The 26,648-nt window shown below is 34.0% G+C and carries 18 protein-coding genes and 2 pseudogenes; 9 read left to right on the top strand and 11 right to left on the bottom strand.

Features of this window, described 5'->3' with window-relative positions; all coding sequences use genetic code 11:
* Positions 1–293: 293 nt before the first annotated feature.
* A complete protein-coding gene (locus ACFO3N_RS04800; RefSeq protein ID WP_379795652.1) occupies positions 294–1,055 on the top strand; it encodes a hypothetical protein in 762 nt (253 codons plus the stop codon).
* 200 nt (positions 1,056–1,255) lie between these two features.
* Here the strand turns inward: ACFO3N_RS04800 and ACFO3N_RS04795 are convergent, their stop codons facing one another.
* The 3 genes from ACFO3N_RS04795 to ACFO3N_RS04785 are packed head-to-tail and all read right to left on the bottom strand — an operon-like array spanning position 1,256 to position 5,477.
* Positions 1,256–1,978, bottom strand: a complete 723-nt coding sequence (locus tag ACFO3N_RS04795) for a LytR/AlgR family response regulator transcription factor (RefSeq protein WP_379795650.1) — start codon at positions 1,976–1,978, stop codon at positions 1,256–1,258.
* 37 nt (positions 1,979–2,015) lie between these two features.
* Entirely contained in the window at positions 2,016–3,047 is a 1,032-nt protein-coding gene (locus tag ACFO3N_RS04790) for a sensor histidine kinase (protein ID WP_379795648.1), read from the bottom strand.
* An 18-nt stretch (positions 3,048–3,065) separates the two neighbouring features.
* Positions 3,066–5,477 carry a TonB-dependent receptor domain-containing protein gene (locus ACFO3N_RS04785; protein WP_379795646.1) on the bottom strand — a complete coding sequence of 804 codons (2,412 nt, stop codon included), beginning with the start codon at positions 5,475–5,477 and terminating at the stop codon, positions 3,066–3,068.
* A gap of 373 nt (positions 5,478–5,850) precedes the next feature.
* Here ACFO3N_RS04785 and ACFO3N_RS04780 point away from each other — a divergent pair, with 373 nt between their 5' ends.
* From ACFO3N_RS04780 to hxlA, 4 genes are all read left to right on the top strand, one after another.
* Entirely contained in the window at positions 5,851–6,687 is an 837-nt protein-coding gene (locus tag ACFO3N_RS04780; RefSeq protein WP_379795644.1) for an SMP-30/gluconolactonase/LRE family protein, read from the top strand.
* A 239-nt stretch (positions 6,688–6,926) separates the two neighbouring features.
* The gene (locus ACFO3N_RS04775) at positions 6,927–7,805 is read left to right on the top strand and encodes a helix-turn-helix domain-containing protein (protein ID WP_379795642.1); all 879 of its coding nucleotides are present in this window, start codon (positions 6,927–6,929) and stop codon (positions 7,803–7,805) included.
* A 535-nt stretch (positions 7,806–8,340) separates the two neighbouring features.
* Positions 8,341–8,907, top strand: coding sequence for a 6-phospho-3-hexuloisomerase (gene hxlB, locus ACFO3N_RS04770; protein WP_379795640.1), 567 nt, complete (start codon positions 8,341–8,343; stop codon positions 8,905–8,907).
* Between the two features lie 34 nt (positions 8,908–8,941).
* Positions 8,942–9,583, top strand: coding sequence for a 3-hexulose-6-phosphate synthase (gene hxlA / locus ACFO3N_RS04765; RefSeq protein ID WP_379795638.1), 642 nt, complete (start codon positions 8,942–8,944; stop codon positions 9,581–9,583).
* A gap of 259 nt (positions 9,584–9,842) precedes the next feature.
* On the opposite strand, the pseudogene ACFO3N_RS04760 reads toward hxlA, so the two are convergent.
* Positions 9,843–10,084: pseudogene (locus ACFO3N_RS04760) on the bottom strand (type IX secretion system membrane protein PorP/SprF); the annotation flags it as partial.
* 807 nt (positions 10,085–10,891) lie between these two features.
* Here ACFO3N_RS04760 and ACFO3N_RS04755 point away from each other — a divergent pair.
* The 4 genes from ACFO3N_RS04755 (at position 10,892) to ACFO3N_RS04740 (ending at position 15,806) form a co-directional block, all read left to right on the top strand.
* A complete protein-coding gene (locus ACFO3N_RS04755; RefSeq protein WP_379795636.1) occupies positions 10,892–11,983 on the top strand; it encodes a sensor histidine kinase in 1,092 nt (363 codons plus the stop codon).
* A 5-nt stretch (positions 11,984–11,988) separates the two neighbouring features.
* The gene (locus ACFO3N_RS04750; RefSeq protein WP_379795634.1) at positions 11,989–13,317 is read left to right on the top strand and encodes a sigma-54-dependent transcriptional regulator; all 1,329 of its coding nucleotides are present in this window, start codon (positions 11,989–11,991) and stop codon (positions 13,315–13,317) included.
* Between the two features lie 472 nt (positions 13,318–13,789).
* Positions 13,790–14,770: a helix-turn-helix domain-containing protein gene (locus tag ACFO3N_RS04745; protein WP_379795632.1), complete on the top strand. Its 981-nt coding sequence runs from the start codon at positions 13,790–13,792 to the stop codon at positions 14,768–14,770.
* A 31-nt stretch (positions 14,771–14,801) separates the two neighbouring features.
* Positions 14,802–15,806: a helix-turn-helix transcriptional regulator gene (locus tag ACFO3N_RS04740; RefSeq protein WP_379795630.1), complete on the top strand. Its 1,005-nt coding sequence runs from the start codon at positions 14,802–14,804 to the stop codon at positions 15,804–15,806.
* A 111-nt stretch (positions 15,807–15,917) separates the two neighbouring features.
* Here the strand turns inward: ACFO3N_RS04740 and ACFO3N_RS04735 are convergent, their stop codons facing one another.
* The 7 genes and pseudogenes from ACFO3N_RS04735 to ACFO3N_RS04705 form a co-directional block, all read right to left on the bottom strand.
* On the bottom strand, positions 15,918–17,900 hold the full coding sequence (locus ACFO3N_RS04735; RefSeq protein WP_379795628.1) for an OmpA family protein: 1,983 nt from the start codon (positions 17,898–17,900) through the stop codon (positions 15,918–15,920).
* 24 nt (positions 17,901–17,924) lie between these two features.
* Positions 17,925–18,836 (bottom strand): PorP/SprF family type IX secretion system membrane protein, encoded by a 912-nt coding sequence (locus ACFO3N_RS04730; RefSeq protein ID WP_379795626.1) that lies wholly within the window; start codon positions 18,834–18,836, stop codon positions 17,925–17,927.
* Positions 18,837–18,874: 38 nt separating this feature from the next.
* A complete protein-coding gene (locus tag ACFO3N_RS04725; RefSeq protein WP_379795624.1) occupies positions 18,875–20,194 on the bottom strand; it encodes a gliding motility-associated C-terminal domain-containing protein in 1,320 nt (439 codons plus the stop codon).
* A gap of 398 nt (positions 20,195–20,592) precedes the next feature.
* Positions 20,593–21,102: a hypothetical protein gene (locus ACFO3N_RS04720; protein ID WP_379795622.1), complete on the bottom strand. Its 510-nt coding sequence runs from the start codon at positions 21,100–21,102 to the stop codon at positions 20,593–20,595.
* A 127-nt stretch (positions 21,103–21,229) separates the two neighbouring features.
* On the bottom strand, positions 21,230–23,455 hold the full coding sequence (locus tag ACFO3N_RS04715) for a hypothetical protein (protein WP_379795620.1): 2,226 nt from the start codon (positions 23,453–23,455) through the stop codon (positions 21,230–21,232).
* A gap of 138 nt (positions 23,456–23,593) precedes the next feature.
* On the bottom strand, positions 23,594–25,588 hold the full coding sequence (locus tag ACFO3N_RS04710) for a hypothetical protein (RefSeq protein ID WP_379795618.1): 1,995 nt from the start codon (positions 25,586–25,588) through the stop codon (positions 23,594–23,596).
* A gap of 351 nt (positions 25,589–25,939) precedes the next feature.
* Positions 25,940–26,648, bottom strand: a pseudogene (locus ACFO3N_RS04705) (hypothetical protein); the annotation flags it as partial.

Below are 26,648 nucleotides of genomic sequence, written 5' to 3'. Positions count from 1 at the left end.
CAAAAGTGCAACGATAAATCAATACAAATTACACACATTTATAAGATTTGAGACAGAATCGTGGCGCAATACAAATTATCATTTAATAATTATAATTCTACTAAAGTCACTCGTTAAAACCTTGTTATGGGCAGTTTTTTTTAAAGTTTTAATGTGAAATGGAAACCTATATTCTACAATTGAGATTTCTTTAAATATTTCTCTTAAAAGGCTTTTTTGCTATATTAGCTAAATAGTTAGAATCTAATACATGGTTTAATAATTAGTGATATTCATAAACAAACTAACAGAGAATGAGATTAATAAAGCAATTTAAAGATAAGTTTTTAAATCTTTACGACAATTTTACTAATGCTGATTCCAGTTGGGAGAATAGAGAATATGATTTTTACTTGATTTTTGGACAGGTTGACTATGAAAAATCTCCTTGGATAAAAACAAATTGGAAATCGAACTTTGAACCCTATTTTGATTTACTGGTAAAACAAAGCGAATTTTTAAAAGAAACCGGAGTTAGGGCAACTAAATGCAAACTTGAAAAACGTGTCTCTAAAAAGGACAACAAAGAATTTGTCTATCATTCTGATTTAAAGCTTGGACGGCTTAAATGGAATGAAAAATCACACGAAAAGTGGACGATGTCTGATAACACGGAGAATTACTTTCTTGATTTCGAACTTTGGTCACCGATTTGGACAATTTGCGAAAAAAGGCAATGTCCACCAGAAATTTATATTTCAATTTCTAATCAAAGAGATTTTGAAAACAAAAGGCATATTGAATTTGGATACTTCATTGTAGTTGCAATTGCCAAGAGTTTAAATCTTGATTCCAGACCTATTTTGAAAAAGCTATCGGAAAGGATAAATTCCAAAGCAACAATTTTGAAAACAAGAAGATGGGGTAAGCCTGAAAAAGCAGGGAATTGGACTTTCGGAAATTGGATACAAGATACTTTTAGCAGTGATATTTATAAAAATAAAAATTTACATTCGTTCCAATTTGAAGAGTTAGAATTTGAACCAACCTGGGAAGTAGTATATCGAGATAAATAAAAAAGAAGAAATTAAGTATAACAGCTGTGACAAAAAATATAAAACCTCAAAAGAAATATTTAGAAAACAATAAAAGCTTCAGATCTATCCGAAGCTTTTACTTTGTTGTGGGAACAGGGCTCGAACCAACATCTTATTAAATACTTTTCCTGTAATTTTTAGCTTATTAAATCATCAGCAATCAAATAACTATCTTTTTTTCAATTATTTGCTTTTTTACTCCTTGCAATAAAATTCCCTGTGATATATTTAGAATATATATCATCTTTTAAATTCTTGGATAAAGGAATTTTATGTTTTCCAATCTCTATTGTGTTGCCTTCTATTGCGCTGACATGTTCAAAATTTGCAATAAAAGACCGATGTGGCTGAAAAAAAAGATCGGACGGAAGATTCTCAGCTATCATTTTCAACGTGCAATAAACCGTTTCTTTTGAATTGGGGGTATGAATCAGAACATAATTCTCCATACTTTCTATAAATAGAATATCCCTGATCATTATCTTTTTAGTTTTCTTATCTGTTTTTATAAATATGTATTCTGTTTGAACAGAATTCAATTCCTTTTGTTTCTGATCGAACAATTTATTGACCGATTTCAGAAAACGTTCATATGAAACCGGTTTTAAAAGATAATCAAATACATCCATTTCGAATCCCTTCAAAGCATAATGCTCATAAGCTGATACAATGATAATTTTAGGAAGATTAGATGCAGAGGAAAGAAATTCCATACCCGTAAGGCCAGGCATTTCAACATCGAGAAAAATGACGTCTACAGATTCTTTCTTCAAAAGACTATTAAGTTCAATTGCTGTTTCACATTCTGCTATCAATGAAAGAAAATCTGTTTTTTCAATATATCCTCTAATCCCTTTACGGGCCATTGGTTCGTCATCTGTAATAATACATTTTAACTTCATATTATTTATTCTGCTTAATCAAAATTAACTTAGATTTCTATTCTTTAAGGTGAAGTGCAAGGGTTACTTTAAAAAAATCGTCACCCTTATTTACTGCCATCTGATGTTTTTCAGGATACAGCAGTTCAAGTCTTCGTTTTAAGTTACTGAGCCCTATGCCACTGTCCTTTAAATCTGAAGAAACCAGTACATCAGAAACTGAGTTTTTTATTTCAAAACATACCTGATCATCCTTAAGTTTTAACACAAGGGCTATCTCATATTCTCCTGCAACATATTTGAATGCATTCTCTAGAAGCGGCTGAAATAGCAAAGGAGCTATTCGCTGCTCTTGTAATGCATTATCTATATCTACATTTACTTTCAGCCTATCTGTTTTTCTGAGCTGCTGAAAAGCAATATAGGAACGCAAATAATTTATTTCTTGATTAAATGCGACTTCCTGATTTACATCATAAAGCTGATAACGGAGTAATTCTGATAAATATTCAATACTTTTTTTTGCTTCAGCATTATTATCATCTACCTGAAAATAAATAGTGTTCAAAGCATTGAAAAGAAAATGCGGATGATATTGCGATTTTAGAAATTCAAGTTCTGCCTCTTTTTTCTCTGTTTTCAATTTCTCCAGTGTCAGCTGCTTTTCATTTGCCTGTTTCTCTGCTAGATAACCACGAATCAATGTATAGAAAATAAGTAGCAGCGGCACATAGATAACGTTAATCAGCATATAGTCTATCCAGCCAGACCCCATAAACAATACCCCCAGTTTCTGCCCGATTTTTAGCAGAAGGTTCAAGCAAAAAATTAATTCCAAAACAACAAAAGCATAATCTTTCCCTATTCGATTGCCTTCCCTAGCTTTGAGAAGCCTTTGCCTCCATCCATAATTGAATAAATAGCAGATTAATACCGAAAGCAGCAATGCTGTTATATGCAATTTTATTTCGCCCTCCCAAAAAATACCGTGATGTGTAAGATCAGTAACTGCTCGCAGTACATTATACATCATAATACCCCAGACAGCGGGATAAATCCATTCAGTTGCTATTTTTTTGCTTTCACTCATTTTACAGGTTCTAATTTACTAATTGATACGCTTACTTTCTTCCATATTTTCGATTTTTCGCATGGCTTTTGAAGAAGTCCCAGAATCAAATCGCCATGAAAGAGTGATTCCTGCCATACGGCTGTCCCTGCGCTCTTTGTAAAACCCAGCAATTACACTATTATATAAACTGATATTAGGGCGATTGGTTAAAAAAACATCATTAAAATACGCATAGCAGCTCAGCTTCTTCTCAAAGAAACTTTTACGAACTCCCAAAGATACTGAACCAATTGAACCTATTTTGGCCTGACCTTCAGCCATCTCACCATTATAATATCCTGTCGCTTCAAATACCCATTCATTAGAAAGAGAAAATTGGTTATTAAACTGAAATGCAGGAGTCCAAAGATTATTATCATATAAAGTCTCTATTTCCTTCCAGTGAAATTCTTTGTATGTCAATGAACCGTTTAAATGTAATGTCCACCATTGTTTTGGCTTTAAATTGTTAAGGCCTGCTCTTACTCCTAATGCATAACTCTTGTCTAAGTTTAAAGGCATAACAATAGTCACGTCACTTTCTGGTTCGGTTAGATAGCTTTTGGTTACAGGATCTTTACGAGTAGTATAAAATACACTAAATATGTATTGTGATTTTACTATCCATGAAGCTTCCATATTATTTACCAGCTCCGGTCTTAAAGCCGTGTTTCCTCTTTCCTGAAGATAACGGTCATTTACTTCTGTGAAAGGATTAAGATCTCTGTAATTGGGACGAACGATACGTCTTCCATACTGAAATGAAAGCACATGATTAGCCGCGAGAGCATAATTTGCCGAAAAAGTTGGAAAAAGCTGTCCATAATTCCTCACAAGGGTCGAATCACGATTTCCTGCAGCGTAACGTGCTTTGGTCTCTGTTAATTCTAAACGAAGTCCTGCCTCTGTAGAAAATCGCTCTGACCATTTCTGATTTGACTGCAGGTAACCGGCCAGTATATTTTCTTTGTAATAAAAACGGCTGCTCAATTTCTCATCCTCCAACCATTGATCTAAATGCATCGAATTATATAATGCATTATTATCGATATGAATGGATGAGTATTTGATTCCTGAATTAAATGTAAATCTATCTGACATATCGTAGCCTATACTTGACTGCAGATTTGTAATTCTGATATTGCCTTCCATATTTCCGCGAAGACGGCTTTCTGCATCAGGCTCTGATAATGGAATCATTTTGCTTTTCTGATCTAGTTTTTCATTTTGTTCAAAAACAAGAAAATTAAATATATTTTCCCATTTTATTTTGCTGCTGAACTGATACAAGATGCTCATTCCACCTCCCAAATTGTTATGCTGAGACTGCTGAATATTGGCCGTATAAAGTGAAAAATCTTTGGAATCTGGACCTTGAAATAATTCAGACAAAGCGTTTTCATTTTTATTTCTTCCAAACCAGTTTCCAAATACATCAGTGTTTAATGTCAGTTTCTCTGAAAACTGGTATTGAATACCCGTTTTAAAATAGTGTGAATGGGACTGAAATCTTCTGTACGCATCCATATTCAAAATTGTAGCATCAGTTTTAGCTTTTAGATATTCGCGTGATGAATTGATTAAGATAAAATCCTGTCCGCTGTTAAATGAATAATTGGTATAAAATGTGTATTTTTTTTCATGAAACTGAAGAGAAATATTTTGATTCTGTCTGCCGTACTTTCCTGCTTCTATATTAGATGAAAGATTAAGGTTCAAACCGCTTTCTTTTCTTTGTCTGCTTTTAATATTAATAAATCCGCTTGTTCCTCCTGCATCATATTGCGCAGAAGGATTCGAAACCATTTCTATTTTATCGACAGCACTGCCCGGCATAGAACGAAGCAGATTTAATAAATTTTCCCCCGTAAGATATGTCTGTTTTCCGTCTATCATTACATTTGCTCCGGCCTTTCCATTTAGGAGAACCGTTCCATCATTCAAAATCAATATTCCGGGAATTTTTCCAAGTGCATTTAAAAGCGAGCCATCTGATCCTATGGAGACAGCCGAAAGCGTGACAGTAGTTTTTCCCGGCTCAGTTTTAAAGGCAGAGCGCTTTGCTTTAACAGTCACTTCATTCATCGCAAAAGGCTCAATTTCCAAAACCGTCTCAGGCATCTTTAAATCTTCCGAAACCATCTTGATATCAAATGTTTTCTTCTCATAGCCTATGAGTGAAAACAACAATTTATAACTTCCGGGTTTTACATTTTCTATTTCATAAAAACCATCTCTATTTGTTTCCACTGCGTTTACATAACTTGAGTCTTCTTGAAGAACTATGACATTTACTCCAGAAAGGGACTGTTGGTTATCAATTACTCTTCCAGAAATAGTTTTCTGAGCCTGCAATCCTAGTGACATTATGCACAACACAGCATGAACAATTATTTTTTTTACCTTCATTTTCATATTTTTAATATTCTTGAAGGCAAATCTATCGGGACAATACGCCCTTAAGAAACTTTCTTGATGAATGGATAAAATTGCTTGATGAATAAACTCGAAACAGAAAGTCGCATCAATAAACTGTCAAAATCTACCTATTTGCATCCTTAAATTTTAAAAGTGGTTATTTTTAGTTATTGTGGCTTCTTTAGTAAGGAATTACTTTTACGAATAGTATATTCAAAAGATTAACAAGGATGCTTCATTTTTTGTCTTTCGCGATCAACAATCTCTTTTTCAAAGAAATGCCAAAACTTAGTATGACTATATTAAGTGTTCATTTTAAACAACCTGAAACCAAAATTTAGTACAACCATTTAAAGATTAAATAATGAAAAAAATAATTCTCATTTTATTTACAACATTAATTCCCGCAATCACTTTTAGCCAGAACATTACCAAAGCATGGGTATCAGATTCTCTTTTCTTAAAACCTGAATCTGCACTTTATGATTCTTCAAAAAAGATTCTCTATATCTCAAATATAAATGGTGAATATCTTGCAAAAGATGGCAATGGATTTATTTCGAAGCTTAAAACAAATGGCGAAATAGAAGTTTTAAAATGGGTTGATGGATTGGATAACCCTCAGGGAATGGGATTATATAAGAAAAAATTGTATGTTGCAGATATTGACAGAGTCGTCCAGATAAATACTGAAACAGCTAAAATTGAGAAAGTGTATCATGTAGATAATGCTAAATTCCTTAACGATATAACAATAGATACCAACGGAGATATTTACGTTTCTGACTGCTTTGGCAATAAGATCTATAAAATAGCAAACGGAAAAATAAATGTATGGGCTGAATCTGGTTTTCTTTCTAAACCAAATGGATTGTTATGCACTAAAGAGGATCTCTTAATTCTGAATATGGAAAGTAAAACTGCCTTTGCCATAAACAAACTGACCAAAAAATCTCACCAGATTTTTAGCGGAATTGATAATCTGGATGGTATTGTCAGTTATGGCAAAAATGGGTATATAGTTTCGGGAGCTTGGCAGGGACAGCTTTTCACTATTGATTTAAATGGAAATAAAAATTTACTAATTGATTTAGGTAAAGAAAACATCATTACTGCAGATATTGAATATATCGAAAATGATGATTTACTCATTGTTCCTACACTAAATAAAACAGTAATAGCCTACCGATTACTCCACTAAAAGGTTATTTTTAATGCTGCTGTCTTCAATCTTAATCTGGCACATCCATTTTTAAACACTTAAAAATGGAGCAAAATCAAAAGATTTTTTACTTGTCTAAATCCTAAGAGTTGCACTTTAAAAAAACAGCTTAATAGTTTTTCTTAAATTTGCAGATTACTCTTATTGTTGCTATCTATTGTCTAAAGATGATGGGACAAAAAGAAAAAACATGACATTACAATACCTATATTTAACAAATGGATTTAAAACGGTTTAAGCTTACACATAACATCCAGAAGCAGGAGGATACGAATCTATCTTTTCGAGTTTTTGAAATAAGCGATCTCAATATCAGCGAATATCTAAAACCGCATAAAAATGACCATTTTTACATCTTAATAGTTGAGGCTGGAAAAATTGACATCCAAATTGAAGAAAAAGTTTTTAATTTAAAATCTGAAAAAATATCAATTGTTTTCCCTGGCCAGATTAACTTTATATCCAACCCCAGCACTGACCTTAAAGGCAAAATAATATTATTTGAAGAAGTATTGTTCTGCTCTGATATATTAAAAAATGAATTAAGTCCTTATAATGTAAACTTATCGGCAAATCTAAACTGCAGTGCACTTTCTAAGGAAGAGTTCATACAAGCATTATCACTTATTGAACACATCCGAGTTATTTATAATAATCCAAGTCTTGTGAGAAAAGAGCAGGCTCGTTTTTACATTAAGATATTGCTGCTGGGACTTATTGAATCGGTTCATGGCCAGCATCCCGTATTGCACCAAAAGACCAATCAGCATCTTTATATCGGTTTTAAAAAACTGCTAAATGAACAGTTTAAAAGCCAACGTACGGTACAGTATTACGCATCAGAACTTAACATTACTCCAAAAAAACTTAATGATATTACTAAAAAACACTGCGGAGAAACAGCAATTAACGCCATACATAATCGAATCCTAAAAGAAATAAAAAGACAGCTGCTGTTTTCTGATTTTTCGCATAAAGAAATTGCATTTGATCTCGGCTTTAGTTCTCCGTCTGCATTAAATAAATTTGTGAAATCAAAACTCAAAGAAACACCGACAGAACTTCAAAACGAACTGGCACAAATTTATAATGCATAGTATTATTTTCACATCACAGATACGAGTACATACAGCTAAACAGTGCTACCCATAACGCACTTTTTCTTTTACCTTATTCTACAATAATTTATATTTTGAATCTATTTCTTTAATAGAAAAATGGCCTATACTCAAAACTCAAGAAAAATATTTTTATGAGATTGATCAATTCTTTTATTGCGCTTTGGAAAGTTAAATCGGCTTGATCCATTAAGTAATTATTAAATCCCGATTCACGCAGTTTTCTGAAGCTACTTTTATAGCGCTGTTCTGGATAAAACTGGCGCAAATTTATACCGCGTTGTCTCATATGTATAACACCCTCCCCTTTCTGCTGATTTATCTTTGCCTCAGCAATCAGAATTTAGTATAGTTCCATAAAAACTTAAAAAAATATCCAGAAATACGCTGTTTAATTCAATTGGATTGGATAAAAAAATCCATAATAAATTCAAAAATCATCACTAAAATAATCCTATCCTGTTACTAACAATTTTGCAAAAACAGGCTGGTCTCGATACTTAAAAACAAACAGATGAATAAAAAAAATTCTACAAAGGAAAACCTAGAGACTATTTTAAACGAAAATCTAAAATTAGCAGACCAGATTAATCAGCAGGAAATAGATGTTCTGATTCACGAAATTAAAGCGGCAAAACGAATCTTTATCATGGCAGCTGGCAGAAGCGGACTAGCATTAAAAATGGCGGCAATGCGATTTATGCACTTGGGCTACCATGTTTATGTTGTAGGAGAAATTGTAACACCTGCAATTCTTGAAGGAGATCTTCTGCTGGTAGCTTCTGGATCTGGAACTACTTCATCTGTGCTTTCAGCCGTCGAAAAAGCAAAAACACAAAAGGCAAAAGTTATCGCAATTACAGCCGACGCAAAAAGCATACTGGCACAATCATCAGATAATATACTGCTAGTCAATGCTGCAACAAAAACAGATTTCGGCATATCAGTTTCCAAACAATACGCAGGAAGTCTTTTTGAACAATTTACACTGTTTATACTGGAGAGCATTTTTATGAGCCTATGGCAGCAATCTGGTCTAACCAAGGAAGACCTCTGGCCTAAACATGCTAACCTGGAATAACTTTTTATAATTAATTTTTTTAAAACATTTTGAAATGACAAAATTACAAGTCGCAATTGATTTACTTACTACAGAGGCAGCATTAGAACTTGCTGGTAAAGTAGCACCTTATGTAGATATTATAGAATTAGGTACGCCCCTTATTAAAGCTGAAGGCCTTAAAGTTGTAACAGCGATGAAAGCTGCCTTTCCTGACAAACTAGTTTTTGCAGATATGAAAACTGCAGATACTGGTGCTCTGGAAGCAGAAATAGCGTTTAAAGCTGGTGCTGATCTAGTTACCGTTATGGGTACTGTAGATGATGCAACCATAAAAGGTGCTGTAGAAGCTGCAAAGAAATATGGAAAACAGATTGTAGTGGATACTATTGGTGTTAAAAACAGAGTACAGAGAGCAAAAGAAGTAACTGAATTTGGAGTCGCTTTTGTTGAATTACACGCTGGTCTTGATGAACAGGCATTACCTGGCTATTCTGTACAAACGCTAATTGCTGAAGGAAGAGAAGCAAAAGTTCCGTTTTCTGTAGCAGGTGGCGTTAATATCGATACGATAAAAGATGTTGTAGCTGCTGGTGCAGATGTAGCTGTAGCGGGCGGTGCTATATATGGTGCTGAAGATCCAGCCGCTGCTGCCAAAGCATTAAAAGAGGCTATCAGCAGTGTAACTGTTCAATAATTAACTTTAATAAGGCTGAGCGAAATGCATATTTGCTGCAGCCTTATTCTTTTTTGTGCAAAATAATACTTTATTACTATATCCATTATAAAAAACACATCCTACATTGGAATCGTTCGTCTGGGTATTAGCATGCGCAGTACAATACAATCTGTAGTTCATCTCTGCTACAGATCTGGTGAATTCTATTAAAGAATAGCCTCAAAAAATTATGAAGCAGAAGATTGTATAATTCTTACTTTGTGGTTTCGCGGTCTTATCCGTAAACCCAATGCAGTCCATCTGTGATTTGAAATCCGACCATGGCACTAAATGAGGCACTCCACCTGTATGCAAGACCAACAACAAAACGGTCAATAAACATGAAATTGGCAGAAATATCAACTTGAAGAGGTGCTCCTTGCACCATTTTTGCCGCTACGGCAGGTTTGAATTTGTAATACTGGTATCTATCTAGATTAAAGACATAACCCCTATTAAATAGTAATTAATCTTGTCTTGCAGATTGCTTCATTAGTAAAAGTTATCTACAATTAATTCTATTCTATTTATTATCCTACCAATAGTAATATCCCAGAGTAATATCTGAAATTGTTGCTGCATTCAAGACCAATAGACTATTTACATTTACATTAGCAATAGTCGTTGTGTCTGTTGAGTTTTTTAAATTAACTCTAGGAATTAATACCCCTTTATCAGCAGCGACAACTTCTAATTGGGGAAGAAGTATTTGGTATTGATGTTCCAATACCAACTTGACAATAAGCTGCATAACTACCTAAAAATAAAATTAATGAGAGTAATTTATTCTCATGAGTTCAAATAATTAGGGTTATCAATTTATTTGTAATAGAAATAAAAGATTCAAGGCAAATAATTTGAGAATAATAAAGACAGGGGAACAAAAGTGACAAATCTATCTAGCGATATGTATTTGATTTGGTTCTGATAGTATTATAAAAACTTACCTGCTATTGCGGTATTTTGTTTTCAAATTACTTCTTCATGACAAAAATTTTTGAAACCAATAGTATTAAAAGTTCCGCCCTTTTTTAAACTACCCATATAAGACTTAATTGCATTTTAAATCCTAATCATTTGCTTTCTGAAGATTAGCGTTTTTTTACAAAAAATCATCGTCAAAATATACCCTTAAAAGTTAAAAAAATAATACTATAAGACCACAATAAAAAATTTTATTCATCTTATTATCAATTAATTAACAATTAACTTTCTTTTATTATATAGTCAAAAATATTTATTTACTTTTGAATCCATTTTAAAACAAAAAATAAATAATTTCTTACAATGAATTTACAGTTCACAGAAGAAAATCTTAAAGAAAAAATTAAAGAACTTACTTGTCTTTATGAAATTTCAAAGATTATTTCCAAATCCAATTCTATACATATTCAAACACTTTATGAGATTATTTTTAGCACAAAAAAGGCATGGCGTTATAATCTTGATGCCATCGTAGAAATTCATATTTTAGATTACCATCTTTCAACATCTGAGAAAAAATATCCGAGTATTTTTCAATCCAGTATTTTACACATTAAGAATATAGATTCTGGATATATTAAAGTTCATTATCCCTCTGCAAAATATACACTGGATGATTTTAATGAAGATGAGCAAAAACTTCTAGATACTATTGCAATAGAAATCGGAAATTATATTGAAAAGTTTCAAACACTAGAAAAAAAAGCAGAATTAAGAAAAACCATAGAACGCATGGAACGACTATCCTTGCTTGGCGAAATGACTGCTGGAATAGCACATGAGCTTAATACACCCTTAGGTAATATTTTAGGTTTTGCAGAACTTATAAAAGAGCAAAATTCCGATCCCGAAATTAGTGCTGATATTGCTATTGTTATTAATTCAGTTATCTATTCTCGTGAGATTGTCAAAAGACTCATGTTCTTTTCTTGTGAAATGCCTCAAAAATTAGAATTGCAAGAAATAAAGCCTATTATTGTTTTTGCCTTATCTTTTCTAAAATCTAATTTTCAGAAAAAAGCAATTAAACAAGAATTGATCTTTGAGGATGACACTATAATAGCAAAGGTCGATTCGGTTCAAATTACCCAAGTATTATTTAATCTGCTCATAAATGCTATTTATGCCTCGCCAGAAAAAAGCACTATTAAGATAATAGTGAATCATGACGAAGCTAATCTTTATCTAAAAATAGAGGATCAAGGAACAGGAATTCCAGATGCTATTAAAGAAAAAATATTTGAACCTTTTTTTTCAACCAAACCTGTCAATTATGGCTGCGGACTTGGTTTAAGTGTAGTTCATGGTATCATTAAAAATCACAATGGAGAGATTACACTTCAAAACAATGTTCCAAATGGATCAATTTTTACCATTCGCATCCCTTTATCTTAAACAAAATGACTTTTAAAAAAGAGAATATACTGGTTGTCGACGATAATAATGATATGCTGGATTTAATTCAAAGGCAATTAAAATCTTTCAATTATCGAACTTACAAAGCTTCTTCTGTAAATGAAGCTATTGAAATCTTAAAAAGCGCAGATATAGACTTACTGATTAGTGACCTAAATATGCCCAATATAAACGGAATTGAACTATTAAAATATGCAGAAGAGCACTTTCCTGCAATACCAAAGCTTGTAATATCGGGCATCCTGTCTGTATACAATGTTGTAAATGCCATGAAATCGGGTGCATTAGATTATTTAACAAAGCCTTTTACAAGCGACGAGCTCCATAAAACCATTTTAGATTCACTTAAGAAAAGAACGCTTGCCTGTAAAGATTCAACTAATTTTCTAAACCTAGATAATGAAAAATCGTATGGTGGTCTCACCGGAAATTCAAGTCAGTTTAGGGATTTAATTGAGACAATTAAACGCGTAAAAGACACCAAGGCAAATGTTCTTATAGAAGGCGAAAGCGGTACAGGAAAAGAAATGATTGCAAGGGCTATCCATTTTACTAGCAAACTTGCAGACCAGCCCTTTATTGTAGTGAACTGTGGAGGAATACCCGAAAACCTCATAGAATCTGAATTATTCGGACACATAAAAGGCTCTTTTACAGGAGCTTCAGAAAATCGAATAGGTTTATTTCAATCTGCCTCTGGCGGCACTATTTTTTTAGATGAAATTGGAGACGCTCCTTTATCTGTACAAGTTAAATTATTGCGCGTCATTCAAGAAAAAGAAATTCTACGAGTTGGCGCAACAAAACCAGAAAAAATAGATGTAAGGATTTTATGTGCCACAAACAGCAATCTGGAAGAGATGGTTCTAAAAGGCACTTTCAGAGAAGATTTATATTATAGAATAAATGTTATTACAATCAGAACTATTCCTTTACGAGATCGAAAAGAAGATTTATTGACATTAATTAATCTTTTTATAGAAAAATATTCTCTTGAATATAATAAATCGAACGTTCAAATAATTGAAAAAGCAATCGAAGTTCTAATGCGATACAGCTGGCCTGGAAATATAAGAGAACTTGAAAATGTAATTCACAGATTGGTTATTATGAGTGATGACACTATTACTTTGGATCATATACCGGAAAATCTAAAATATCATATTCCTTCGTCAGATACACTTTTTAAACCTTTAAAAGAACATGAAAAAGAGCAGATTTTAAAAGTCTTAACAGCTGTTAACAACAACAAAACAAAAGCAGCGCAAATCCTACAAATTGACAGAAAGACTTTGAATCAAAAAATTCTTTAAAAACGGGTATTTACTCCTCGCCTGTTCATAATTTACTAAGACGATTTATACGTTTTTAAAATAGACAAAACACAATTTACTGATTTACAAATTAATATAAAAAAAGGCATATTATTTGCCCCTAAAAGTCTAAAAAGTATTAAAATAAATCAAATTAATTATCAAAATGTCTATACTGAAAAAAAAAGCAAACGCAATAATGGATAAAAATTTACTATCCATTAAAAGCTTAGAAGTCTTTTACATCTCCAAAACTTCCATTTTCTTTTTAAACATTCTTAAAAAATATACTTGCGATATTTTTAGCCCAAACAACGCAGACAAGCCTAAATTGCTCAAGCCAGTATTCTAAGTTTATTCTTTTTTAAAGTTATTATCATTTACACATTATTAATTATCAATAACTTATAAAGTCAAATATGCATTTATGTTCTTAAAAAAACTTAACTTTATAATATAAATCCAGATTTTCATGAAAATAATTAAACATTATTATGACGCTGATCTTTCTTGGGTAAAGCATTATGCTAAACAAATTGGAGGAAAAATTGAAGGCAATTTTATCAAACTACCAGAAGATTCTCAAACTGGAATAAGATACTTTTTAGACTGTGGTGACGGTATCATCGCTTATTACATTAATGTAGAATACAAGAGAAACTATCAGTTAATACAAGAAAATCTAAATCAAGATTTTGTCGGATTTTATTACAATCTAACAGAAGGGGAAGCCACTGTAAATACGGAACATTTTATATACAATGTAGGCAGGTGGAAATACAATCTTTCTGTTATTGATGGATCTTTAAATTCTGAATACAATGTAAAAAAAGGAAGCAAAACTTTTGCCTTATGCATTTTTATTAAAAAGAGCATGCTAAAAAAATTCATAGAAAAAAATAACATTAAAATTGAGAATATTGACTCTGTCGTTGATCCAAAAGAAAATACAATAATCCGCTTTGACCGAATGAGCAGTGAAAGTTTTCACATTTTAAACGATCTCCGAAAATTAAATGTTGGAGGTGCTATTTTTGATTTAAACTTAAGAGGAACTGTTCATCTCCTTATTTCCAACTATTTAAAAAAAATCGCTACAAAAAGGATCATTATTCAAACTGTAAATGAAAAGGATTTAGCTAATATTATTAACATTCAGATGTACTTAATAAATCATATTCATGATCATTTTCCTAGCATAACCTCTATGGCTAAAATGGCCAATATGTCTGAATCTAAATTTAAAAGTTTGTTTAAAAAGATTACTGGAAATACAGCAAATGTTTTTTTCATGGAAAACAAACTGCTGCTTGCCAAAGAACTTCTCGAAAAAAAACAACTAACAGTTTCGCAGATTTCAGACCAACTTCATTTTACCAATAATTCTTATTTCTCTTCTAAATTTAAAGAACATTTTGGGCTGTCGCCTAAAGCATTTTATAAACAATTGTAAGTTATTTTGATCTATAGTAAATAATAAGCCTATGAGAAAAATTACGCATTCATATACGCTAACTCCTGGGTGGCAGTTAGATTTAGTAGAACAGTTAAATACTAAATTAATTGATGACAGACTTATTAAGCTACCAGATGATATAGGAAAAGGTTTTTTTTACTTTTCTCAAATTATGGATGGCATCTCGGTTGTTTACGCAGATTTTAAGGTCACAAAACCTTTGAAAATAATTCGTAAAAAATCAAACAACGAATTGTATATTTTTCATTTTGATTTGAGTGAACATATTAATCTCATTAAAATCAATAATATTGATTATGAAATTGGTTCTTTTAATCAATTGGATTTGGCTATTCTTGACAATGAAATTGAAAGTTCTTTTAAGCCGGCAGTAAATGAAAGAACAATTGCTTTACGATTACTAATTGATAAGAAACTGCTGCAGGATTTTATTAAAAATTTGAATAAAAGAGAAAACTCATTCAGCAAAAAAGATACCAACAAAACATTTTATCATTATGGCAATATTGACAGCAATAGCATATTGCTCATACAATCTATAAAAAACAAACAGGTTGATGATTTATCTTTTGATTCTTTTTTAAAAGGTGTTTCCTTAAAAGTATTAGGCAACTTCTTTAATAAATTTTACGAACCTGCAGATAAAAACAATGAAGCTACAGAACTTGAAAATGAGGCTATAGAAAAAACCAAAAACTATTTATTAAATAATTTGTATGGTCCTTTTCCTTCTTTAATTTTTCTAGCGGGTATGGCCGGTATGTCGGCTTCTAAATATAAAAGCCAGTTTAAAAAACTGCTTAATAATACACCCAAAAATTTATTTATAGAAGAAAAAATTAAACTCGCTCAAAAATTATTAAAAAGCGGTCAGTACAATACTTTAACGGCGGTCATGTACGAACTTAACTATACTAAACTTAGCTACTTTTGCACTAAATATTATGAGCAGTTAAAAAGAAAACCTACAGACGATTTTGTCAAAAATAACCAAATAAAAAAAGAGACTTAAGTCTCTTTTTTTATGCCTGGAATTTAAATTTTACAATAGCCGTTGCTATTAAAAAAACTGCTGCCAATATTTCTACCGACAGCAGTTCTCTGCCTAATTAACAACCTTTTATTATTGTTGGAAACTGATAATAAATTCTGAACGTCTGTTTAATTCGTGTTCCTGCTCAGAGCATTTAACTCCATTAGAACAATGATTCAACAGATTGGTTTCACCGAATCCTTCACCACTAATTCTTTCCTGAGGAATACCTGCACTAACGATGTAAGCAACCGTAGATTTGGCTCTGTTTTCAGAAAGTTTCATGTTAAATTCGTCCCTTCCTCTACTATCTGTATATGAATTTACTTTTATTTTAACATTTGGACGATCTCTCATTAATTCTACCACTTTATCCAATTCTTTTTTAGATGATTGTCTAATGTTATATCCGTTTAAGTCAAAATAAATAGGTTTTAATTTTAATTTTTTCGCTAAATCATCCCCATCTTCAATTTTAACTTTCTCTCCGTCTACAATAACCTCCATTACTTTGGTAACTTCAAAACTGATTTCTTTTTTCTCTAAAGGTTTCAGTTGTTCTGTATTTACCGTTTTTTCTGCATAGTTAGTTTTAGTGTAGTATGCTCTGTAATTTTGATATGGATCAACCATTACTTTGTATTTCCCTTCTGCATCTGTCACTACTTTACCAACACTTTCATTGGTGCTTGCTTTAAAAATCTCAGCATTGAAATCTGGAAGAGGCTTGCCATTTTCTGTAATCGTTCCAAAAATCATTGCTCTATTGTCAAAATCAAACTGTAAAGGTCTGTTTTCTGTAAAAGTATAGATGTCATCATTATTAGTTCTGTTTGAAGCGAAATATCCTTTTTTGCTTTCGCTATTGATCACATAAGCAAAATCATCTGCTTCTGTATTCACGCCATCTCCAACATTTACTACATGGTACTTGCCATCATTGTCTTTCATTGCAGCAAAGACATCTAGTCCTCCAAGTCCTGGATGACCGTCAGAAGAGAAGTATAAAATACCGCTTGCATCCATAAAAGGATATGTCTCACGACCAGGAGTATTAATTTCATCTCCTAATCTGGTTACATCATTTCCGACCAAAGCTCCTTTTTTCAGCGATACTACAAATATGTCTGAGTTTCCAAAGTTATTGTCTCGATCTGACACAAAAAATAATTGTGTTTCATCTGGGCTTAATGCTGGGTGTGCAGAAGAAAAACCGTCACTATTGATTGGATAAGGCAATTCTTTAATGTTTTTCCATTCGTCTTTAACGTTTTCTGCAACATATAGTTTCAGGAAGTTAGTTCCTGATTTATCTGCTCCTAATTTTCCATCATTAAAATTATTTCTGGTAAAATACATGTATTTACCGTCTTTTGTAATTACAGCACTACTTTGGTGGTATTTTGTATTTATATCCCCTTTAATTGGTGCTGCATCAGTCAAATCTCCATCTGCACCAATTTGTGCAGTGTATAATTTCATAAATGCTTTTTCGTTCCAGCTGTGTTTACGCTTAATAATTACACCAGTGTCTTTTGCCGATGCATATACTACTTTGTCTTTGCCATAAAACGAAGCGCCAAAATCAGAAACTGGTGTGTTTATACTTACTGTTTTTAGGCTATAACGGCCTGATTGCTTAGCAATATCTGCAAGTAATTTTTTTTCCTCCCAGCCTTGGCTTTTGTCCACTTTACCTGTTATTGCATAATACTTTTTCATAACAGCATTGGCTTCACTGTAATTCTTTTCGTTATTTAAAGCCTGAGCATATCTAAAGTAAAACTCGGGATCTGCAGATTGTCCTGAATTAAAAACTTTAGCATACGATTCTGCTGCTTCTTTATACTCTGCATTAAAATAATGGCAATTTCCTAGTTTTGTGTAGACTTCTATTGAAGTATTTCCTTTCTCTACTAGTCTTTCGTATAATTTAGCTGCTTCAACAAAAGCAAATTTGTTGTAAACCTCATTTGCTTTCACAATCTTTTTATCCTGAGCGTTAATACCTCCTATTTGTAATAAACAAATGCAAAGTAAAACCAGTCCTGTTTTTATCTTTTTAGATATCATTTTTATCATGCTAGTTTAAGGTTATTAAAAGAATCTAGGTGTAACCATTCTGTATTTTTTTGACGCGAACAAGTCAAAACGCAGAAAGATTTCGTGTGATCCTGAGTTGTAGTTTCCAATATGGGTAGTGTCGTAATCATAACCATATCCGATCTGAAGACCATCGCTGACTTGAAAACCAGCTAGGGCACTTACAGCTGCATCCCAACGGTAAGCTGCACCAAGAGTTAACTTGTCATGGATAAGAAAGTTGGCTGATACGTCTACAGAGATTGGCGAACCTTGAACTCCTTTTACTAAAACTGCCGGTTTGAATTTTAAATATGGATTTAAATCAAATACATATCCTCCAATAAGGTAAACATGCGTTTTGTTAGAATATGTTGTTTCTGTCGCATCATCAAACTGACTTGATTTCAACAATTTAGGTGCTGATAACCCTACATACCAATTGTATGAGTGTACATAAAATCCTGCTCCAACGTTTGGTGAGAACTGAGATTCTTTTCCTGCAAGGTATACATCTGGATTTTCGGTATTTAATTTGGTGTAGTCGATATCATAGTTATCGAATCCTCCTGAGATACCAAAAGAGTATTTCACTTCTGAACTTCCAAGGATTGTGTATGCATAATTAACTGTCATGCCAGAAGTTTTTGTTGGTCCGATCTGGTCACTTACTACATTTACTCCAAGAGCTGAATGCACTCCTACTGGAGACTGAACAGAAAAGTTCAATGTTTTTGGTGCTCCTTCCAATCCAACCCACTGCGTTCTGTACAATCCCATTACACTCAACAGCTCTCTTGACCCGGTATATCCCGGGTTAAATGTCATTGTATTATACATATATTGTGTATACTGGGCTTCCTGCTGAGCCGACATCTCTGAGACTCCCAATACAAATATTGCTATTATATAAAAAATTTTCTTCATTAGTTCTACTTCTTAATTACTTAAATTATTCGTATCCTTTATTGATTATTGATATACAGGTAACCCGCTTTTTGCTGGCCTTTACCGTCTTTGTTGTATTTCAGAATATAGAAATAAGTTCCTGTTGGAAGTTTATCTCCTCGTTTTATCGTTACACGCCCATCAGAATATCCTCTAAACATATTGTCGCTTTCGTTATATGAGTTTGCATCGTATACTTTTACTCCCCAACGGTTGTAGATTTCCAATGTATTATCAGGATAGTTATTGATTCCTTTAATGTGGAATGTATCATTGATTCCGTCATCGTTTGGCGATACTGCGTTGTATACAATTAAGTCGTCTGGTTTCTGATCTGCCGTAACAAGTGCCATGGTAAATAAACCGTATCCTCTTACTGTAGTGGTTAACAGGTTTGAATAAGCTTCTCCCGCAATAGGATCACTTAATACACCGCCTTCGTTTACCCATTTTCCAGCAGCCTCATCCCAACGTACAATTGCTAATCTTGTCGTAGAAGTTTCGCTAAAAAATTGTGCTGGTGTTGTATCGTGATCTAGTGTAAGACTTAAAACAATTTTCTCTGCTCCTTTATCCTGTGTTACTACCCAATATTCCTGGTCGTTGATAACTTGAATTGATTCTTCTTTGCTAGAGTGTGGGTGTAAACTTGAAGAGTTACTCTTGAAATATTGTGTGGTATAGATATTATCCCCAGAGGTAGCCGCCTGAAAAGAAGGTCTGAAAAATTTTTCTGCTCCTACAGGATATTCAAAATCATTTTTACCGATTTTCTGCACTTTACCATCCACAAAACTCTGGTCTCCCGCTTTGTCATGAATTGCATTGTTATTAAAGATGACCAAACCGTCTAAAGAAACACCGTTAACAATTCCTTGTACAAATTCTGCTTTGTTGTTTACAGAAATTTTTGTTCCTAAATAGAAAGGAACGGGATCTGAAGTATTATTGAACTCTACATTCTGAAAATTAGACTGCATTGCTCCTTCTATATACTGGTCTCCTGTTCCAGTAAAAAAGGTTTTACCATTGCTTGACGCTTTTGTAAAGTCTACGATACCGTCATTTTTCCAGTTTTGAAAAATATAAAGCTTACCATCGTTGATTAAATTACCGCTGTTTGTGTTCTGATAATCCATATATACCGAAAGGATCGTATTATCATTCACTTTCAGGTCTCCTTCGTTGACCATTTGGGCATTTCCCTGATTGCAGGCCAATAAAGCTGCAAAAAGTCCCAATATACAAGAAGTATCCTTTTTGTTTACTGCTGTAAAAACTGGCAGTTTTACATTATAAAAATTATTATTTTTCATAGAATTGTATATTTTTTCCATATAATTATACTTTCAATTCGCCTGCTTATAACCCAACAACAAGTTTTGTTTTATCCTGATTTTTTTTGTTACCGAAATAAGAGGTAAAGTCATGCTTAGTTTTTTTAATTCTGGTTAATACTCTCTTTTTTTGCTTCAATAATCTTCTTTATTTACACTGCAAAATTCCAGCTATTACCCATCACCAATAGCCCGCATAAGTTTTTAAAATTGCAGATTAAGGTATTTTTTAATTTTGAGGTAAAAAGCCCTTATTTTATAAGGCTTCCTGAGTGATTGGAATTAGAAAACGGTAAAAAAAAGCCCGATTACTTTTGACGCAATCGGGATTTATTGCATTTTTAAAATTTGTTGTTGTATACTTTACAATGCAGCACTATGTCTTTTCTTCTCGTTATTTATCTCCAGAATGTCCACTCGGTACCGTTGAAAACACAAATCTCTTTTTTGACTGTGTCATAACAAATCGTACCTGCCATAGGCTTGATGACAGCTGTTTGTGGTGATGCCATTTTAGGAAGAATCAATGCTTTGTCTGTTGCTTCCAAAACCAGTACACCTTCAGCATCACTTTCCTGAGCACCAATAATGGTTCCTTGTCTTGTTGATTCTGCCAATGCTGCCTGCGATGGTACATTAACAGTGCCTGCTTTTGATAAATTTATCCACTTTTCACCAGTGTAATATTTTACTTTGTTATCAGTAGTATCATAAAGCATAACACCCCCCGTTAAGGCTGCTCCCGTAGGCAGTGTGGTAACCCATGGCAACACCAAACCGGATTTGTCTCCTGCTTTAAACTCCAGGATTGCCGATTTATTAAGTGTCTGCGTACCTATAGCAGCCTGCTGTGCATTTGCTGCTACTCCTGCAAAAACTGCGCAGATTATAAATATGACTTTTTTCATGATTATTTGTTTAAAATTAAATTCAAACTCCAACCCAAAACCCGATGATCTATCACGATCTCGAGGTTTTGGTTTCGGGTTTTACCCAAAAGTTTGGAATTTTTAGTTCTTAATTTTTGATTGTTTCCTAGTTATCCGGACACGCTTGTATTAATTTTTTCCATATTGTACCGTTGTATAGTTTTAATACATTTTCTGCCGTATCAAAAATTAACATACCTTCTACCGGTAATGCAATATTGGTTTCCGGAGAAGCCAGTCTGGTTAATACAAATCCTTTTGTTTTAGATTCTAAGATCAAACTTCCTGTAATAGGATCTGACCAGTTACGATCTGAAATATTCCTGTCCAGTGTTGAGATGATTGTTTTAAAAGCTGCTGCTGTACCAGTAGTAACAGGTGGTTTTACACAAACCTCACAACTTGCATCCAGCGTAACTGTAAGTGTAGCACTTGGAGAATCACAATCAAATTTTGCTGAATAATATTTTACATAGTAAGTACCTCCAGCAGTTACCGTAGTAGGATCTGCAATTTCTACCAGATTTGAATCATACCATTTTACTACTACTCCCGGCTCCAATACCTTAGGAGTCAGGTAATCATTTAGGTTAAACTCGGTTCCTTTACATGGTTTTACTGTGGATTTAGGCAAGTCTGGTTTAACATCTCCTGCGGGACAAGCAAATACAATATAGTTACTACTGGTATATGTACCAGGTGTACTACCAAAATCTGCTGTAATACCAATACGATGTACATTTGCCGGTGGAGGGGCAATGTGATTTGATAAAGTCATAAAACCTGCTTTAGGATCCTGAACACCTGTAGGAACTCCCCAGCCAGAATAATAACTGTCCCATGGTATACCACTAATATATTCAAAAGCCTCATAAAATCGTCCTGCCTTAACCCCCATTATCAAATCGGGAGCTGTTCCTTTTAAAACACTTTCCTGCACTCTATGCCAGAAAGTATCATCAAAGGTAGGAGTCCAATCTAAAAAAGGATTCCAGCCATGCAGCAATTTTACTTTTTCTGTATTACCTGGCGGAATTACTACCGAATAGTCAATACGCATTTTCTGATCCGGATTGGTATAAGTATAGGTTACATCAAAGTAATATATCAAACCGTTTTTGGTGGCAGACATTCTTATTTTGTTCGTATACAGATCAGGATTCGTTTTTGACTGAATAAAAGATTGACGGGTACCACTTACCATCGTTAATCTATTTATACCAGGTGCGTTACCAAAGAATACAAGATCGGCATCGTTCATATTTCCCCCTGTAAACGATGTCCCACCTATAGAAAACACCATAGCCTGCTCGTGACTCACATTATCATAATTCGGATTCGTAGTTCCCTTTACTATATCGTAAGTAGTAAGGCTTGAATGACCAATCATACCTCTGGATAGTCGTCTCACCTGCATTTGTCCAGTTCCCGATAGAAAAACTCTTAGACCGTCTGTTGCATCAGGTTTAACTCCTCCTTTTAAATTAATTACTGCCTGTCCGTAATGCGTACACTCAAGACCTTCGTCATGATTGAGAAAACGATACACCTGTCCGCTTGCAGGACGCGTTGCAATAGTTTTACTAAAAGTCTGGGAATTTCCTGGGCTCGCTGTAGCGTCTGAAAGCCATAATTGTTTTGCAGTTGCTGTATACACACCATAATAAATACCAATAGCAGCAGGACTACCAGGACCAGAAGACATTGCACCTCCCTGATTGTAAATATATTCTACTGTATTTGTACCCTCGTAAATTTTTACTTGAAAATTAATCGTATTACTATTACTACCCCATTTCCAGTTTTTCCATTCTGCTGTAAAAACACGACTTCCTTCTACACCAGAAGTAAGATAGGTGACAGTACCACCTGTTCTACTTAGGTCACCACTCCAAAAAGGGGCCAAAAATGCCGCTCCAGGACTATTTGCCTGAGCTCCGGGTGGAGGAATACCAGGACTCCCATGCGGCACGACAAAGTCAAGGGCATTAACTCCTTTAATCCCAAGAGACAACATACCATACTCATTAATATAAAACTGATCATAATCATAACAGCCCATATTAAAAACAAATCCTATATCAGTATAATTTTCGTTTCCACGAATACCTCCACCAGAATTAGCATAATAAGTAATACCTCCTACTAAAGGGGTGTAGGTCGTGCTTTCTGCCTCAACCGTATAGGGGGCAAGATTACTCGCTTTACTACCCTGCAACTCTGGTACACCTACACTTTGTGCCATCATCTTTGCAGGAAGCCCAATGAGCAATGCAAAAAACAGCGAAAAACAAAAGAATGTTTTCCTTGTATTATTAAAATTTTGTATCATTTTAAATAGTATTTAAAAGAATTAATTGTTAACCATAAAGCGCTTGCGCCCTATGGTTCTGCAATTTTGATATTAAGCTATAGTAAAGAAGCATCGCCGGCGTAGTGCCGGCAATGCTACCTCTTACTTAAAAATTGCTTACTTTTTGTCTAAAACTAATTTTTCTAATTTCTCCAAACGTTGGTTTAACATCTGGATTTCGTTATTTTTAGCATCAAGTTCTTTTTTCTGCTCGATCACGTGCAGGTAAAGCTCTTCTGTTTTTTCTAACAACTGAATTGACAATTCAGATACGTTGAAAGAATATCCTTTATTTGTTTTTTCCAATTCGTTAATCGGTGTTATACCCGGTAAGTGTTTGTTTGCTTTAATGAAGGCATCAACAGCATCCAGAGATTTAAATTTATAATCGGCTTTAATGTCAGAGAATCCTTGGAAGTAATCTTCGAAAACGTAATCTGCATAGTATGAGCCTACCGTTGTAATTGCTCCATTTACTCTTAATTTCTCATTTGGCGCTGCAGGTGTAGTTTTTTCATCAAAACCAATTCCTACCCATCCGTTCGTATAGATATCTTCAGTATTAGAAGTAGCTCCTTTTTTAGTAGCAACTGCAAACCAAGGCTCATTTGCTTGTGCAATATCAACAGCACTTGCCCATGAAACAGCTCCAACATCATCTGTAGTCATGATCTGATTTTTAGAACCAGGCACGATTTCTACAGTTGCATCACCTTCTACTAATCTGTCTTTACCACCAGTAACTTTTAATAGTGCTGTTGCAGATTTTAATTCTCCTCTTCCAAATGTTACCTGCGCCCAGGTTTCTGTTACAGGATCTTTTACATAGATAAAGCCTGTTTTAGTGTCTATCCATACCAGAGCTTTTTTAGGTGCAGTAACACCGTCTTTTCCAGGAACACCAGGTCCTCCGGCAATACCGTCTGATCCGTCTAGTCCGTTAATTTTAATCCAGCCACCGTCCTGATCTTTCCATGATCTTTGACGACCTGCAACAGTTGTTTCTGACCCAACGTAAGCATAAACATCATCCCCATATTTTAAAATAGCATCAAGTGTTGTAATTGCTCCGTCAGCTCCAGGAGGCCCACCAGCACCAGGAATACCATCTGTTCCGTTTAATCCGTTGATTTTAACCCAGTTGATAGACTTTGCTTTCCATTCGTCCTGACGTGCTTCAGGAGTATCAGCTTGACCAACATAAGCATAAATATTACCGTCAGGGTCTTTTATAATAGCATCCAGTGTTTTAATAGCACCATCTGTTCCCGGAGGTCCACTCACGCCCGGAATTCCGTCATTACCATTTACTTTTTTCCAGTTCCCTGCATCATCTTTTACATATATAAAACCGGTTCTGGTATCAATCCAAACTTTAGCTTTTGTAGGTACATTTTCAGCATCTACTCCAGGAACACCAGGCCCTCCTGCAATACCATCTGAACCGTCAAGTCCGTTAATTTTTACCCATTTTCCGTCTTTATCTGCCCATGATTTATCACGCAAAGCAACCGTTTTATCTGAACCTACATACGCATAGATATCATCTCCATATTTTAAAATAGCATCAAGCGTTGTAATTGATCCTGGAGTTCCCGGAGGCCCGTCAGCACCTGGTATCCCGTCAGGTCCGTTTAATCCGTTGATTTTAACCCAGTCAGTAGATTTTTTCGTCCATGCCTCTTCACGTCCTGCAACAGTATCATCTTTACCAACGTACGCATAAATATTTCCAGCAGGATCTTTTACAATTGCGTTTAGCGTGGTAATAGCACCAGGAGTTCCCGGAGGCCCAGGTACTTCTGGAATTCCATTTATATCGTCACTGCTGGCTACTTTAACCCATTTATTATCATACCAGTAGTAATAACCCGGTACAACGTCTAATGCTGTTGCAGTATTAAAAACAAATAAACTGTTTACATTTCCTTTTGTAATCGTTGTAGCATCTGTTGAACCTGTTAATGCTACTCTTGGAAATAAAACCCCTTTGTTAAGCGATAATACTTCCAGCTGAGCTGAAGCATTTGGATTAAGCGTTCCGATTCCTGTTTGCGAGTATGCCCCGTAACTTGCCAAGACAAATAGTAATGGTAGAAATTTATTCTTCATAGTGTAATTCTATTTAATAGACAATTAATTCTATTGGATATAAAATCCGGTTAGTAAAACATTTTATTATTGTAGTACAAAGGTGTTTATATAATAAAATTCTTACTACCCCGAGAAGTTTTTAAAGTTGTATTTTAAGGTATTTTTAAGTGTTTTTCTTAATAAAAAATAAAAACATTTTGTTTTTATTTATACCACAAACACTTGATCACTAAAAATTTTTATTGTATTTTTTTATACAAACCGCTTTCAGAATGCGTGTAGCCGTAAATTGTTTTAAACAAAAAAAAAGGAGAAGTATATACCTCCCCTTTTTTCAAATAATCAAAAGAATTAAAAAATAAATTATGTTTAGAATTTAGAAAGAACTTGCCATTTTAATGGAGCTATAGATTCTATAACAATCTGAACTGTGTTTGTAAGTCCAAGCGTTATTGTTGTATCTGTTTCATCAATTGTACCGCCTGTAGCGACAATCTTAACGGTAGCGTTATCATTAGCATCTGCTCTTTTTATCGAGAATACTTTACCAATCATACTGTCATCTGTGATCGATCCCGGCAAGTTTAAGTTAATCGTTCCGCTTGTAGCAGATCCGTCAATAACTATTATACTGTCTGAAGTTTCGTCTAATTGACCGTTTGCAGTAATTCTTCTGATGTTCATTTTATTGTTCTGCGGTGCTTTCCACTCTACTCCTGCTGCAGTTGTTGTTAAAACATCTCCTTTATTAACAGAAGGAACAAGATCTACAGTTGCTGCAACCAGAGTCGCTTTTGTACCAGTTACTTTTAACACCGTATCTGATGTTGTCGTAGTAAGATCTGCTTTTGCAATCGCATCATTGATACTGATTTCCTGATCGTCTCCATTTGCATCTTTATAATAGAATTTTTGAGTATCTGCATTGTAGCTTACGTTTCCGCCAGTTACTTTGATCAATTCTTCCAAAATTCTTTTTACGTCAGGATCTGCTACAATTGTAGTGAAGTTTGAAGTTACATCGTTAATTACTTCGATGTCAACAGTATCTCCCGCCTCATTGGTATATCTGTAAACC

The organism is Flavobacterium chungangensis (genome assembly GCF_042654045.1).
Lineage (GTDB): Bacteria > Bacteroidota > Bacteroidia > Flavobacteriales > Flavobacteriaceae > Flavobacterium > Flavobacterium chungangensis.
The sequence above is the reverse complement of the archived record's forward strand: the minus strand, read 5'-3'. Positions and strand labels throughout refer to the sequence as shown.

Bases quoted from the DNA above. Each gene is read 5' to 3' on its own strand.
- ACFO3N_RS04750 (WP_379795634.1), top strand. From the start codon at position 11,989: ATGACTTTTAAAAAAGAGAATATACTGGTTGTCGACGATAATAATGAT.
- ACFO3N_RS04775 (WP_379795642.1), top strand. From the start codon at position 6,927: ATGGATTTAAAACGGTTTAAGCTTACACATAACATCCAGAAGCAGGAG.
- ACFO3N_RS04730 (WP_379795626.1), bottom strand. From the start codon at position 18,836: ATGAAGAAAATTTTTTATATAATAGCAATATTTGTATTGGGAGTCTCA.
- ACFO3N_RS04720 (WP_379795622.1), bottom strand. From the start codon at position 21,102: ATGAAAAAAGTCATATTTATAATCTGCGCAGTTTTTGCAGGAGTAGCA.
- ACFO3N_RS04710 (WP_379795618.1), bottom strand. From the start codon at position 25,588: ATGAAGAATAAATTTCTACCATTACTATTTGTCTTGGCAAGTTACGGG.
- ACFO3N_RS04795 (WP_379795650.1), bottom strand. From the start codon at position 1,978: ATGAAGTTAAAATGTATTATTACAGATGACGAACCAATGGCCCGTAAA.
- ACFO3N_RS04755 (WP_379795636.1), top strand. From the start codon at position 10,892: ATGAATTTACAGTTCACAGAAGAAAATCTTAAAGAAAAAATTAAAGAA.
- ACFO3N_RS04780 (WP_379795644.1), top strand. From the start codon at position 5,851: ATGAAAAAAATAATTCTCATTTTATTTACAACATTAATTCCCGCAATC.
- ACFO3N_RS04790 (WP_379795648.1), bottom strand. From the start codon at position 3,047: ATGAGTGAAAGCAAAAAAATAGCAACTGAATGGATTTATCCCGCTGTC.
- hxlA (WP_379795638.1), top strand. From the start codon at position 8,942: ATGACAAAATTACAAGTCGCAATTGATTTACTTACTACAGAGGCAGCA.
- ACFO3N_RS04725 (WP_379795624.1), bottom strand. From the start codon at position 20,194: ATGGAAAAAATATACAATTCTATGAAAAATAATAATTTTTATAATGTA.
- ACFO3N_RS04800 (WP_379795652.1), top strand. From the start codon at position 294: ATGAGATTAATAAAGCAATTTAAAGATAAGTTTTTAAATCTTTACGAC.
- ACFO3N_RS04745 (WP_379795632.1), top strand. From the start codon at position 13,790: ATGAAAATAATTAAACATTATTATGACGCTGATCTTTCTTGGGTAAAG.
- ACFO3N_RS04715 (WP_379795620.1), bottom strand. From the start codon at position 23,455: ATGATACAAAATTTTAATAATACAAGGAAAACATTCTTTTGTTTTTCG.
- ACFO3N_RS04735 (WP_379795628.1), bottom strand. From the start codon at position 17,900: ATGATATCTAAAAAGATAAAAACAGGACTGGTTTTACTTTGCATTTGT.
- hxlB (WP_379795640.1), top strand. From the start codon at position 8,341: ATGAATAAAAAAAATTCTACAAAGGAAAACCTAGAGACTATTTTAAAC.
- ACFO3N_RS04740 (WP_379795630.1), top strand. From the start codon at position 14,802: ATGAGAAAAATTACGCATTCATATACGCTAACTCCTGGGTGGCAGTTA.
- ACFO3N_RS04785 (WP_379795646.1), bottom strand. From the start codon at position 5,477: ATGAAGGTAAAAAAAATAATTGTTCATGCTGTGTTGTGCATAATGTCA.